At 62.1% G+C, this 13637-nt stretch carries 12 protein-coding genes; 9 read left to right on the top strand and 3 right to left on the bottom strand.

What is annotated here, in order from left to right:
• Positions 1–20: 20 nt before the first annotated feature.
• Positions 21–1331, bottom strand: coding sequence for an L-fucose:H+ symporter permease (fucP, locus tag ACKLKD_RS00650; RefSeq protein WP_080897084.1), 1311 nt, complete (start codon positions 1329–1331; stop codon positions 21–23).
• Positions 1332–1897: 566 nt separating this feature from the next.
• Between fucP and fucA the strand changes: the two genes are divergently transcribed.
• Together fucA and fucO are read left to right on the top strand one after the other, a co-directional pair.
• Positions 1898–2545, top strand: coding sequence for an L-fuculose-phosphate aldolase (gene fucA, locus ACKLKD_RS00645; protein ID WP_080924677.1), 648 nt, complete (start codon positions 1898–1900; stop codon positions 2543–2545).
• Positions 2546–2572: 27 nt separating this feature from the next.
• Positions 2573–3721 carry a lactaldehyde reductase gene (gene fucO, locus ACKLKD_RS00640; protein WP_025713284.1) on the top strand — a complete coding sequence of 383 codons (1149 nt, stop codon included), beginning with the start codon at positions 2573–2575 and terminating at the stop codon, positions 3719–3721.
• A gap of 69 nt (positions 3722–3790) precedes the next feature.
• Here fucO and xni read toward each other — a convergent pair whose 3' ends face one another.
• Together xni and ACKLKD_RS00630 are read right to left on the bottom strand one after the other, a co-directional pair.
• Positions 3791–4546, bottom strand: a complete 756-nt coding sequence (xni, locus tag ACKLKD_RS00635) for a flap endonuclease Xni (RefSeq protein ID WP_025713283.1) — start codon at positions 4544–4546, stop codon at positions 3791–3793.
• Between the two features lie 96 nt (positions 4547–4642).
• Positions 4643–6586 (bottom strand): sigma-54-dependent Fis family transcriptional regulator, encoded by a 1944-nt coding sequence (locus ACKLKD_RS00630; RefSeq protein WP_025713282.1) that lies wholly within the window; start codon positions 6584–6586, stop codon positions 4643–4645.
• 77 nt (positions 6587–6663) lie between these two features.
• Between ACKLKD_RS00630 and ACKLKD_RS00625 the strand changes: the two genes are divergently transcribed.
• The 7 genes from ACKLKD_RS00625 (at position 6664) to ACKLKD_RS00595 (ending at position 13543) form a co-directional block, all read left to right on the top strand.
• The gene (locus tag ACKLKD_RS00625) at positions 6664–6780 is read left to right on the top strand and encodes a hypothetical protein (protein ID WP_042929536.1); all 117 of its coding nucleotides are present in this window, start codon (positions 6664–6666) and stop codon (positions 6778–6780) included.
• Between the two features lie 77 nt (positions 6781–6857).
• Entirely contained in the window at positions 6858–8030 is a 1173-nt protein-coding gene (ssuD, locus tag ACKLKD_RS00620) for an FMNH2-dependent alkanesulfonate monooxygenase (protein WP_008806267.1), read from the top strand.
• Between the two features lie 46 nt (positions 8031–8076).
• Positions 8077–9474, top strand: coding sequence for an FAD/NAD(P)-binding protein (locus ACKLKD_RS00615; protein WP_087804605.1), 1398 nt, complete (start codon positions 8077–8079; stop codon positions 9472–9474).
• A 73-nt stretch (positions 9475–9547) separates the two neighbouring features.
• Complete coding sequence (locus ACKLKD_RS00610) at positions 9548–10954, top strand: LLM class flavin-dependent oxidoreductase (protein ID WP_004890067.1); 1407 nt, start codon at positions 9548–9550, stop codon at positions 10952–10954.
• A complete protein-coding gene (locus ACKLKD_RS00605; protein WP_008806264.1) occupies positions 10951–11973 on the top strand; it encodes a methionine ABC transporter ATP-binding protein in 1023 nt (340 codons plus the stop codon). Before ACKLKD_RS00610 ends, ACKLKD_RS00605 begins: the two co-directional genes overlap by 4 nt.
• Positions 11970–12668: a methionine ABC transporter permease gene (locus ACKLKD_RS00600; RefSeq protein ID WP_008806263.1), complete on the top strand. Its 699-nt coding sequence runs from the start codon at positions 11970–11972 to the stop codon at positions 12666–12668. Before ACKLKD_RS00605 ends, ACKLKD_RS00600 begins: the two co-directional genes overlap by 4 nt.
• Entirely contained in the window at positions 12665–13543 is an 879-nt protein-coding gene (locus tag ACKLKD_RS00595; RefSeq protein ID WP_025714656.1) for a MetQ/NlpA family ABC transporter substrate-binding protein, read from the top strand. The genes ACKLKD_RS00600 and ACKLKD_RS00595 overlap by 4 nt, the downstream gene beginning before the upstream one ends.
• The last annotated feature ends 94 nt before the right edge of the window (positions 13544–13637 follow it).

Genomic DNA, 13637 nt, shown 5'->3' with positions numbered 1-13637 from the left:
AGGTTATGCGGATAACAGGTTTAGTTCGTCGCCGCTTGTGAACGGAAACGGGCAAAAATAAAGATGATGGCGAAGCACAGCGCCGGGACCAGTTCGGCGGTCGGAATATTGCCGGCGGCGTCGCTGACAAAGCCCATCACCGGGGTGACGATCCCGCCGCCGATAATGGTCATGACGATAAATGACGAGCCATATTTGGTGTCCTGGCCCAGATGCTTAATCCCCAGCGAGAAGATGGTGGGGTACTGAATGGACATAAAGGCGCTGCACAGGGTCAGGGCCAGCAGGCCGACGTGGCCGCCGCTGAAGGCGGAGAGCAAGCAGAGCAGCATGGCGATAAGCGCATAGATAGCGAGCACGTTATGCGGCGCAAAGCGGCGGATAAGCCAGGTGCCGGTAAAACGGCCGATAAAGAAGCAGACCATGGTGCCGGTCAGGTAGTTGGCGGCGAAACCGGCCGTCATGCCCGGGATCTCTTCGATAGCGTAGCGAATCAGATAGCTCCAGCAGGCGGTTTGCGCGCCGACGTAGCAGAACTGGGCCAGCACCGCCCAGCGCCAGTGACGGATGCGCATCAGGCGCGTCAGCGAGGCGAAAAAAGTACTCTGCGCGCTATCGCTGTGGTCATCACTTTGCAGGGACGGGAAACGGGTGCAGACGATCAGCAAGGCGACCAGCAGGACGATAGCCACGATAATCATATAGGGGGTTTGTACCGACAGGACCAGACTGTGTTTCCAGGCGCTGAGCTGTTCCGGCGTCATTTTATCCAGCACCTCCTGCGGCTGATGCGGGACGTTAGACAAAATAAGACTCTGGCCAAATACCACGGCAATAATGGCGCCAAACGAGTTAAAGGTCTGGGCCAGATTAAGGCGGAAGTGACCGCCGCTTTCCGGACCGAGGACGGTGACAAACGGGTTGGCCGCCGTTTCCAGACAGCCAAGCCCGGCGGCGATAATAAACAATCCAATCAGAAATAAGGTGTAATTCATCACTTCGGCGGCAGGCCAGAACAGCGCGGCGCCGCAGGCATATAAAAACAGGCCGGTAAGAATGCCGGCTTTATAGCTGAATTTCTTCATCAGCATCCCGGCGGGGATGGGAATTATAAAATAGCCAAAATAAAAAGCTGACTGGATTAATCCAGCCTGAAAATTAGTCAGGGTAAAGGCCTGTTGAAATTGTGGTAATAAAATATCATTCAGATTATTAGCCACGGCCCACAGGAAAAAGAGAGAGCATAGCAGAGCAAACGGAATAATGTAGCTCTTACTCTGCCCGCTCTCCATCGCGCGGTAACTTTGCGTTGGTATCGTTGTGTTTCCCATAGCGTCCTCATCAGTTCATAAGCATTTACAACAGCATGCAGGGCGCAGTCTGGTGCTGCAGCAGACCGCAAAATTAAGTGAGCTCAGGTGACGCGCCAGTGAGTGAAATGAAAGTCACGGCGGAACTCATGGCTTCATTTTCAAATAAAAAATGCCTGTTAATATGATGATGGTCACACTTAACGTGCTGTGGACCATTTTATGTGATAATTGTCACTTTAATTTTTCAAAAATACTGACCGTTTGAGTAAATAAATTCACAAAACCACAACGCTAATGACCGAATGAATATATATCGCGGAAAACGGGCAAATGTTACCAGAAAATAAAATGCCCGCTTGATGAAATATTATTAAGAACGGGCATTTTAAACGCTCTCTTAACGGACGTAATTCAACTTTCCATGACGGAATTATTGACGTGGTTCACAAATTGTCGCTATGAGAATTCCCCTGTGAGTATTCCGGCTGAAGATGGAGAGCATTATTCAACCTATCCCACGGTAGCCGCCGCTATTTTGATTGCCCTGCCGTTGACGGATGATGAGTCGCCAAAAGAGGAAAACAATGGAAAGAAACAGACTGGCCCGGCAGATTATCGATACCTGCCTGGAAATGACCCGCCTGGGGTTAAATCAGGGGACCGCCGGCAATGTCAGCGTGCGCTATCAGGGGGGGATGCTGATCACCCCTACCGGCATCCCGTATGAAAAACTGACGGAAGACAAGATCGTCTTTATTGATGCCGACGGCCAGCATGAGCAGGGAAAACTGCCCTCCAGCGAATGGCGTTTTCATCAGGCGGCCTACCAGACGCGACCCGATGCCCAGGCGGTGGTCCATAATCACGCCGTTCATTGTACCGCGGTGTCGATCCTCAACCGGCCGATCCCGGCCATCCACTATATGATCGCCGCGGCCGGCGGGAATTCGATCCCCTGCGCGCCCTATGCCACCTTCGGCACCCGCGAACTGTCTGAGCATGTCGCGGTGGCGCTGAAGCACCGCAAAGCCACGCTGTTGCAGCATCACGGCCTGATCGCCTGCGAGGCCAGCCTGGAAAAAGCGCTGTGGCTGGCGCACGAAGTGGAAGTCCTGGCCCAGCTCTACCTCAGCACCCTGGCGATTAGCGACCCGGTGCCGGTGCTGGATGACGAGGCGATCGCCATCGTGCTGGAGAAGTTCAAAACCTACGGATTACGTATTGAAGAGTGATGCCGCAACGCTAACAGGAGAGACGTGATGGCAAACAGAATGATCCTCAACGAAACGGCATGGTTTGGCCGGGGGGCGATAAACGCATTAACCGATGAAGTGGCGCGGCGCGGCTATCGCAAGGCATTGATCGTCACCGACAGCACCCTCGCCCGGTGCGGCGTGGTGGCGAAAGTCACTGACAAACTGGATGCCGCCGGGCTGGCATGGGATATGTTCAGCGACGTTATCCCTAACCCGACCATTGCCGTGGTCCAGCAGGGGCTGCAGGCCTTTCAGCGCAGCGGGGCGGATTACCTGATCGCCATCGGCGGCGGTTCGCCGCAGGATACCTGTAAGGCGATCGGTATTATTCAGCGTAACCCGGAATTCGCCGATGTCCGTAGCCTCGAGGGACTGTCGCCCACCCGTCAGCCCAGCGTGCCGATCTTCGCGGTGCCGACCACCGCGGGTACCGCGGCGGAGGTGACGATTAACTATGTCATCACCGATGAAGAACAGCGGCGCAAGTTCGTCTGTGTCGACCCGCATGACATTCCGCAGGTGGCCTTTATCGATGCCGATATGATGGACGCCATGCCGCCGGCGCTGAAGGCGGCCACCGGCGTGGACGCCCTGACGCACGCTATCGAAGGCTATCTCACCCGCGGCGCCTGGGCTTTGACCGATGCGCTGCACCTCAAGGCCATCGAGATCATTGCCGGGGCGCTGCGCGGCTCGGTTGCCGGAGACCCCGGGGCGGGCGAAGCCATGGCGCTCGGCCAGTATGTGGCGGGGATGGGATTTTCCAACGTCGGCCTCGGGCTGGTACACGGCATGGCGCATCCGCTCGGCGCTTTTTACAACACGCCGCACGGCGTGGCGAATGCCATCCTGCTGCCACACGTGATGCGCTTTAATGCTGAGGCGACGGGGGAAAAATATCGCGACATCGCCCGGGCGATGGGCGTCAGGGTGGAAGCGTTAAGCCTGACTGCCGCGCGCCAGGCGGCAGTGGAGGCGGTCTGCCAGCTAAACCGGGACGTCGGTATTCCCGGCCATCTGCGCGAGGTGGGCGTCAGGAAAGAGGATATTCCGGCGCTGGCGCAGGCGGCGCTGGAGGATGTGTGTACCGGCGGCAACCCGCGCGAGGCGAGCCTGGCCGATATCGTCGGGTTATATCAGGCGGCCTGGTGATTGCCTGGCCCGGGTAAAGCAGGCAGTGCCGGAGCCGTTAGCCTTTAGCGGCGCACCTCCTGGCGAGGGTTAGCGCGTCAGCCGCAGCTGCTGCAGATTGCCATCCAGCTGTAAATCGGTCTGCAGGCGGGCCACTTCCCGGCAGGTGAACGCCATCTCCTGATGCGCGGCCAGCTTTTTGCGCCACTTCTCCGGGACCTCGGCCAGACGGGCGTACAGTCCTTCCAGGTCCTGAAACTCGTTCAACAGCTGGGCGGCGCTTTTGGGGCCAATGCCCGCCACGCCCGGCACTTTCGAGCTGCTGATCCCCGCCAGCCCCCAGTAATCCGCCAGCTGCTCCGGGGTGACGCCGAACTCGCTGGCGATGAAGGGCGCGTCCAGCCAGCGTTTCTGAAAGTAGTCGCGGATACGGATGGTGGGCGACAGCAGCTGACAGTAGCCTTTGTCGGTAGAGACGATGGTGGCCTGATGGCCCGCCTGGGCCACCTTCACCGCCAGGGTGGCGGCGAGGTCGTCCGCTTCGCTGCCCGGCGAGGCCCAGCAGCGGATCCCCCGCTGTTCGAAAGCGACCCGCAGCGCTGGCATCTCGGCCACCAGCGTCTCCGGCATCGGCGCGCGGCCGGCTTTGTACTCCGGCAGGCGCTGGTGACGCCAGCCGTGGGCGCGATCCTCATCATCGAACACCGCCACCGCATGGGTGGGCTGACTGTGGACGATCAGCTGCTCCAGCGCATGCAGGCAGGTATCGACGCAGGGCGAACCCTGCACCGCGTGGATGCGGCGGATCAGATTTAACGCGTCGACGATTAACAGATGAACAGCCACAGATACCCCCTTATTCTCAGCGCCTTTAGGGTAACATCGCCATCGGATCGAGGCTATCTGCGCCTGAACAATCAGGAAGATAACGCGCAAATTTCGCTAACTGACCGCCATCAGCGGGCTGACAACCCCCGGCGCGGGTTCGCCATACCACACCGCTTCGCGCACCGGGACCGGTTTGGCGATAAGTCCAAGGGCGTAAAAGCGATCGGCGATGGTCTGCTGGGCGCGGATCACCGACAGATCCATCGGCCGCGGGCGATGGCTGCGGCGGGCGAGGGCCATGCTCAGCGACCGGGCGTCGATCCCCAGCTCTGCCGAGAGTAAGCGGGCCGCTTCGCCGCGATGCGAGTCGATAAACTGCCCGGTGTGGGTCAGCTCCGTCAGCAGGCGGCGCATGATATCGCCATGCTGAGCGAGATAGTCCCGTCGCGAGAGATAAAACTGATGGTTGTTGACCCGGCCTTCGCCGCTGGCGACCACCCGCAGCTCGCCAGTGTGTTCGGCGTCGCTGAGCAGCGGATCCCACATCATCCAGGCGTCAACCGCCAGGTAGTCGCTGGCGGTCAGCGGGTATTTCGGCGGGGTATAGACCACCCGCACGTCGTTCAGCCCCAGACCGGCGTCCTCGAGGATCTGCAGCAGCAGCCAGTGGACATTCGACCCTTTATTGAGGGCGATGCGTTTGCCGCGCAGATCGCTGAGCTGGCGGATGTCGCTCTCCTGCGGGACGACCATCGCCACGCTGCGCGGCGCCGGCGGCTCCCACGCCACGTACATCAGTTCGCTGTTGCTGGCCTGGGCGAACACCGGCGGCGCTTCCCCGGTGGTGCCAAAGTCGATTTCGTTGCAGGCGAGGGCGTGGAGGAGCTGCGGTCCGGCAGGAAACTCACTCCACAGCACGTTGACGCCGAGGCTGGCGAAGGCGGTTTCCAGACTCTGGCGGGCTTTCAGGATCCCGAGGCTGCCGAAGCGCTGGTAGCCAATGCGCAGTTCGCGATCGGCCCCGGCCGCGCTGGCGAACGCCCGCGGCGGGGAAGGGGGACGGCGGCGGCTTTTGATCAGCCCGAGGTTAGCGAGCTGGGTGCGCAAGGTATGCCGACTGATCCCCAGCAGCGCGGCCGCCTGGCTCTGGTTATCGTCGCAATGCGTCATGGCGTGACGAATCAGGGCGCTGGTTACCCGCTGCCATACCGGCTCGCCGGGAAGTGCCAGCTGGTGGCGGATAAAGTCGTCCAGCTCGTGGTCGCTCGCCGGCGCCGGGGCGTCATTGAGCGTCGCCAGACGCAACTGGGCGGGGCTTATCTCCTCTTCTTTACTGAGGAGCACCGCGTTGTGCAGGGTGTTTTCCAGCTCGCGAATATTGCCCGGCCACGAATAGTCCATCAGCCGGGCCAGTGATTCCGGCGCCAGACGCAGGGTTGGCCGCCCGAGGCGCCGGGCGTAGAGCGATAAAAAGTGGTGCGCCAGCAGCGGGATATCCTGCCGACGCTGGCGCAGCGGCGGCAGCGGCACCACCGCGATATTCAGCCGATAGTAGAGATCCTCGCGAAAGCGGCGCTCGCGGATCGCCTGGGCCAGGTCGACGTGGGTGGCGGCAATGACCCGGACATTCACTTTAATCGCTTTGCGTGAGCCGACGCGGGTAATTTCACGCTCCTGCAGCACTCGCAGCAGCTTGACCTGCAGCGGCAGGCTTAATTCGCCGATCTCGTCCAGCAGCAGCGTTCCCCCTTCCGCGGCTTCAAACCAGCCGGGCTGTCCTTGCTGCGCGCCGGTGAAGGCGCCTTTCTCGTGACCGAACAGTTCAGCCTCGGCGAGGCTCTCGGTTAGCGCGCCGCAGTTGACTGCCAGAAACGGCTGCTGGCGGCGGGCGCTGTGGTGATGGAGATAGCGGGCCACCACCTCTTTGCCGGTGCCGGTTTCGCCCACGATCAAGACGGTGGCCTCCGTCGGCGCAAGTTTGTCCAGCAGGCTCTGAAAAGCCTTCGACGCCGGGTCGATCAGCGCAGGAGCGGTGGATGGGGATTCTGGGTTCAGCATAGCGGGCCTCCGGTCATTGACGCCCTGAACTTATCCTGCGGCGGCGACGGAAGCCAGAGGGGGAAGACCCGCAGCTGTTGCAAATGCGCCAGCGGATGCGCGGCGGCTGCGCGATTTGCAACAGCGCGGCGCGACGGGAATATTTCCAATGCCCTGATTTAAAAAGAGTAATTTTTTATTCACCATTGGCATGAATATCGCTAACACTCATATAACCAAATTAAAACATCTCTTCGATAAATATCGGATATGGTTATATAGGAAATAGATAATGACGCAGCAAGCTCCCGACAAGATCAATGTCTTCTGGTTCTTACCTACCCATGGCGATGGCCGCTATCTGGGCACCACCGAGGGCGGACGCCCGGTCGATTTACCTTATCTGCAGCAGGTGGCGCTGGCGGCCGACAGCCTGGGCTACTACGGCGTGCTGATCCCCACCGGTAAAAGCTGTGAAGATTCGTGGCTGGTGGCCTCGGCGCTGGCGCCGTTGACCCGTCGTCTGCGCTATCTGGTGGCGGTCAGGCCGGGCCTGCAGCCGCCGACGCTGGCGGCGCGGATGGCGGCCACCCTCGACCGTTTATCGGAAGGTCGGCTGCTGATCAACGTCGTCACCGGCGGCGACCCGGTGGAAAACAAAGGCGACGGTATCTTCCTCAGCCACAGCGAGCGCTATCAGGTGACCCGCGAATTTCTCGATGTTTACACCCGCCTGCTGCGTGGGGAAAAAGTGGACTATCACGGCGAGCATATTCACGTGGAAGGCGCTGAGGTGCTGTTCCCGCCGGTACAGGAGAATGGCCCGCCGCTCTATTTCGGCGGCTCTTCTGAGGCGGCCATCGATGTGGCGGCCGAGCAGATCGACAGCTATCTGACCTGGGGCGAACCCCCGGAACTGGTGGCGGAGAAGCTGGCGGTGGTGCGCGAGCGCGCCGCGGCCCGCGGACGTACTCTGCAGTACGGCATTCGTCTGCATGTGATTGTGCGCGAAACGGAAGAGGAGGCATGGGCCGCCGCCGACCGGCTGATCGCCCATCTTGACGACGATACCATCGCTCAGGCGCAAAAGATCTTCGCCCGCATGGACTCGGCCGGCCAGGCGCGAATGAGCGCCCTGCATCAGGGGTCGCGCGATAATCTGCGCATTGCGCCCAATCTGTGGGCTGGCGTCGGGCTGGTGCGCGGCGGCGCGGGGACCGCGCTGGTGGGTAATCCGCAGCAGGTGGCGGAACGCATCCGCGAATATCAGGCGCTCGGCATCAGCAACTTTATCTTCTCCGGCTACCCGCATCTGGAAGAAGCGCACCGCTTTGCCGAGCTGGTGATGCCTCTGCTGCCGCTGGAAAACGCGGCCTCGTCGAAGGCGCGCAGCGTGAACACCGGTCCGTTTGGCGAAACCATCGGCGGCGATAAGCGCCCGGTGCGCCAGGTCAGCGCCAGCTGATGGCCCGGAGCGCGACCATGAGACAGCATACCGGAGGAGGGCTGCGATGAGTGCAGAATCGCATATCGTGATTATCGGCGGCGGCTTCAGCGGCGCGGCGGTGGCGATTGAGCTGCTGCGCCTGGCGCCGAACGGGGTGCGCGTGACGCTGCTGGAGCCGCGCCAGTTCCCCGGCGCCGGGGTGGCCTACTCCACCGCGGAGCCGACGCACCGGATTAACGTCCCGGCCGCCCGCATGCAGCTGGCCGGCGACGAAGAGGGCGCCTTCGATCATTGGTACCGCCATCAGCCGGCTTTTGCCGCTGATGCTCAGGCCCTGCGTCCGGACGGGTCCGTCTATCCCCAGCGCGGCCAGTTTGGTCGCTATGTGGCACAACGTTTCGCCGACGCCGCGGCGTCCAGCGGCGGACGGCTTCGCCACCTGCGCGATCGGGCGCTCGCTTTTCATCAGGGGACGGTGACCACCGACGGCGGCCTGCAGCTGAAGGCCGACCTGCTGGTGCTGGCGATCAGCCATCCACCGCCTTCGCTGCCGGCCCAGGCCGAAGCCTGGCGTCATCATCCGGCGCTGATTGCCAACCCGTGGCAGCCCGGCGCGCTCGACGCCATCGCCCCGCATGCCCGGGTGGCGGTGATGGGCACCGGATTAACCATGGCCGATACGGTGGCGACGCTGGACCGGCTGGGCCACCGCGGCAGTATCGTCGCCTTTTCGCGCCACGGCCTGCTGTCGCGCGGCAACCTTAGCGGCGCGGGGGCAACCTGGACCGGCGACTATCAGCAGGGCAGCCTGCGCCAGCGCCTGCGTCAGATCCGCCTCGACGTCGCCTGTGCGGCGCAGCAGGGGCTGAGCTGGCAGGTGGTGCTGGATGCGGTTCGTCAGCAGGGGCAGCAGATCTGGCAGGCGCTCAGCGTCGCCGATCGCCAGCGTTTTCTGCGTCATCTGCGCCATTACTGGGATGTCCACCGCTACCGCGTGGCGCCGCAGGTTGCCGAGGTGCTGGAGGCGCGCCAGCGCACGGGCAGTCTGCAGGTGCAGGCGGCCAGGCTACTTTCGATGAGCGGTGAAGGCGAAACGCTGCATCTGACGCTGGCGCGGCGCGGCGGCGGTGTGCAGACGCTGAGTGTCGATCACCTGATCCTGACCACCGGACCCGCACACCGCGCCCTGACCGACAGCCAGCCATTTTTACAGGACCTCGCCCGCCGCGGCCTGATTCGCGCCGATGCCCTCGGCATGGGCCTGGAGGTGGACAGCCGTTCCCGGGCAGTGGCTGAAGCGCACGTTAAAGCGCTGCCGGTGCTGGTGGCCGGTCCGGCCGCCCGCGGGCGTTTTGGCGAACTGATGGGCCTGCCGCAGGTAGCCGACCATGCCGCTGACGTGGCTGCGCAAGCATTACTCACGCTCGGGATCCCGCAGGACTCCCGATGTCCAGCGTACTGAATACCTCCCTTTATTTTCCCTGATTCATTTTGCCGCGTGCACCCCGGCGACGGGCCGCGCTATGGAGATTGCTATGTCATCACAACGTGAAATTCGTCTTAACGCTTTCGATATGAACTGCGTCGGCCATCAGTCGCCGGGCCTGTGGGCGCATCCCCGGGATCGCTCCTGGCAGTATAAAGATCTGGAGTACTGGGTGGATCTGGCGCGGCTGCTGGAGCGCGGCAAGTTCGACGGGCTGTTTATCGCCGACGTGCTGGGGATCTACGACGTGCTGAACGGCAGCGGCGACGCGGCGATCCGCCAGGCGACGCAGGTCCCGGTCAACGATCCGCTGGCCCTGATCACCCCGATGGCGCTGGTGACGGAGCATCTGGGCTTCGGCCTGACCGCCTCGTTGTCGTTTGAGCATCCTTACCCCTTCGCTCGTCGTCTGTCGACGCTCGATCATCTGACCAAAGGGCGGGTGGGCTGGAATATCGTCACCTCCTATCTGGAGAGCGGGGCGCGCAATATCGGCCAGCAAACCCAGACCGACCATGACACCCGCTATGACTATGCCGATGAGTATTTGCAGGTGATCTACAAACTGCTGGAGGGAAGCTGGGAGGACGGGGCGGTGCTGCGCGACAGAGAGCGGAAGATCTTCAGCGATCCGCGGAAAATCCATCCCATTAACCATCAGGGCCAGTTCTTTTCCGTGCCGGGGATCCACCTCTGCGAGCCATCCCCGCAGCGCACGCCGGTGCTGTATCAGGCGGGGGCGTCCAGCCGCGGCAAACAGTTCGCCGCCGGCCATGCCGAATGCGTCTTCGTCGCTGCGCCGTCGAAGGTGCTGCTGAAGAAGACGGTGGCGGATATTCGCCGCCGGGCGGCTGAGGCGGGGCGCGATCCGCACAGCATCCTGATCTTCAACCTGCAGACGGTGATCGTCGGCGACACCGACCGCGAGGCGCAGGCGAAGTGGCAGGAATATAAGCAGTACGTCAGCTATGAAGGCGCGCTGGCGCTGCTCTCCGGCTGGACGGGGATCGATTTCGGCCAGTATCAGCCGGATCAGGTGCTGAAGTATCTGCACACCAACGCCATTCAGTCGGCGGTGGAGGCCTTTTCCACTGCGGACCCGAACCGGCAGTGGACGGTGCAGGCCCTGGCCGATTGGGCCGGGATCGGCGGCTTCGGACCGCTGGTGGTCGGCAGCGCGCAAACCGTGGCGGACGAACTGCAGTCCTGGGTCGAAGAGACGGACGTCGATGGCTTTAACCTCGCCTATGCCGTCACTCACGAAACCTTCCGCGACGTCGTCGAGCTGCTGGTGCCTGAGCTGCAAAAGCGCGGCGTCTTTAAGCAGGAGTACCGCGAGGGGACCCTGCGCGAAAAACTGTTCGGCGCCGGCCCGCGTCTGGCCGCGCCTCACCCGGGCGCCAGCTACCGCCGCGATGCGCGCACGGCGGCATCGGTAGAGGAGAAGGTGACATGATCGCTATCGATGACCTGCATAAAAGTTACCGCACGGCGGATGGCCGGCTCAGCGCGGTGCTGAAAGGGCTGTCGCTGCAGGTGCCTGAGCGCTCCATCACCGCGGTGGTGGGGCCGAGCGGCGCCGGTAAATCAACCCTGGCGCGCTGCATCAGCCTGCTGGAGCAACCGGACAGCGGCAGCATTCGTATCAATGGCCAGGATCTGTCGGCGCTGTCCGGCGAGGCGCTGCGCCGGGAACGGCGGGCGATTGGCACCGTTTTCCAGTCTTCGGCGCTGTTGAGCCGCAGGACCGCCTGGGAGAATGTCGCCCTGCCGCTGGCGTGGCTGGGTGTGGTGGAGCGCGATATCAAGGCGCGGGTTGGCGAGCTGCTGGAGAGCGTCGGCCTGAGCCACAAAGCCGATGCCTGGCCGGCCCAGCTCTCAGGCGGCCAGCGCCAGCGGATCGGCATTGCCCGCGCGCTGGCGCTGCGCCCGTCCGTTCTGCTGGCGGATGAAGCCACCTCCGGCCTCGATCCTCAGGCCACGGCCTCGGTGCTGGCTTTGCTCAAGCGGCTGCGTGACGAGTACCAGCTGGCGATCGTCCTGATCACCCATGAAATGGACGCGGTGCGCACGGCGGCGGATGCGGTAGCGGAGATCCGCGACGGGACGATCGTCCAGTACGGGCGGATCGAAGATCTGCTGGCGCGTCCCGATTCTCTGCTCGGCCAGCAGCTGTTGCCGCTGACGCCGGCGGCAGCGGCCCACAGCGATCTGCTGCTGCGTCTGAGCTACCGCTGGGATGTGCCGGTGGCCACCGACTGGATCAGCCGCCTGAGCCAGCAGTGGGCGCTGCAGATCGATCTCCTTGGCGGTCACGTCGAGGTGATTAATGGTCGGCTGGCCGGTCGCCTGCAGGCCGGAGTGCGCTTTCAGGGCGAACGCCTGTCGCCCGCGCGACTGCAGGGCCTGCTGGCGCAGCTCGGCATAACGGCGGAGATCCTCGACAGCGCGCCGTTGCTCAGGGAGGTGGTATGAAACCGACAGTCATCAGCCAGGATACCCCCTGGGGCGAAATCCCTTCGCTGCTGCTCCCCGCCTATGGCGAAACCTGGCTTATGGTGGCCATTGTGATGCTGTTTGTCGTCACGCTGGGGGGGCTGGTGGGGGTGGTGTTGTTTAACGCCTCGCCGCGGGGCTTATTTCCGCACGCACTGCTGTACCGGCTGCTGAACTGGGTGGTCAATATGGGACGTTCGCTGCCGTTTCTGGTGCTGATGGCCGCTATTATCCCGTTCACTTACTGGCTGACCGGCACCACGATTGGCATCCCCGCCGCGGTAGTGCCGATGATCGCCGCCGGCGTCCCGTTCTTTGGCCGTCTGGTGGAGAACGCGCTGCGCGAGTTGCCGGCGGAGGTCACCGCAGTGGGGGTCGTCTGCGGCGGGTCGCGCTGGCAAATCATTGCCAGCGCGCAGCTCAGTGAAGCCTTGCCCGCGCTGGTGGCGGCGGTGACGCTGAACCTGGTCTCGATGATTGAGTATTCGGCTATCGCCGGGACCATCGGCGCCGGCGGCATCGGCTACCTGGCCGTGGTGTACGGCTATCAGCGCTTCGACAACCACATCATGATCGCGACAATCGTTGCCCTGATCGCCACGATCCAGTTGATTCAATTTTTGGGTGACCGTCTGGTCAACCGTTTACGCCACACGCAGGGGAACCTTGTATGACAACAGAGCAATTTGAGTTACGTAAAGCGCGGCGCTGGCCCTGGCTGGCGGCGCTGGCGGTGATTATCCTGCTCGCCATCGCCTTCTGGTGGTGGCGGGGACATACCCAAAGCCAGCAGGTGGTCTTCGGCAGCACGTTAAAAATTCACTACGAGCCGGCGATGGCTGGCGAGCAGCGGATCATTGAGTATATTAATCAGCATATTGCGCCCGATTACGGTCTGAAACTGGAGGCGGTGGGGGTGCAGGATCCGGTCCAGGCTGACCGCGCGGTAGCGGAAGGACAGTATGCCGGGACGATCTATCAGCATCAGTGGTGGCTTAAACAGGTGGTGGACGCTAACGGCTTTGCGTTGTCGACCACGGTGCCGGTGTTCCAGTGGGCGTTTGGCATCTATTCCGACCGCTACTCGTCGGTACAGGCGTTGCCCAGCGGCGCGACCATTGTCGTGCCTGACGATGGCGCCAATCAGGGGCAGGCCCTGTGGCTGCTCCAGCGCATTGGGTTGATCTCGCTCGACCCGGCGGTGGAGCCGCGCACGGCGAAGCTGAAAAATATTGTCGGTAACCCGCATCAGTTTGTCTTTAAAGAGCTGGATCTGCTGACCATGCCGCGGGCGTTAAATTCGGTGGATGCCGCCATCGGCTATGTCTCGCAATTTGACGCCGGGAAAGTGCCGCGTGAGAAAGGCATATTATTCCCGCCGGCGCCGCGCACCTTTGCTTCGCAATTAGTGATTGGTACACCGTATTTATCGCAGGAAAATATCGTCAAATTAAAACAGGCTTTTTCTGACCCGCGGATCCAGACGTGGTTAAAAACCACCGATGACCCGCTGGTAAAAGACGTGTTAGTTCCAGTGTCCGCGGAATAAGCGTCCTGCACGACGTCTCTTTTCGTTGTTATTTATTTCCCTTGAGGATGCGCGAAAGCGCGTCCTTTTTGTGCTGGTAATATTTATTAACTTA

Source organism: Klebsiella sp. 10982, assembly GCF_048589245.1.
Lineage (GTDB): Bacteria > Pseudomonadota > Gammaproteobacteria > Enterobacterales > Enterobacteriaceae > Klebsiella > Klebsiella quasivariicola.
Note: the sequence above shows the minus strand (reverse complement) of the source record. Positions and strands in the feature narration are given on the sequence as shown.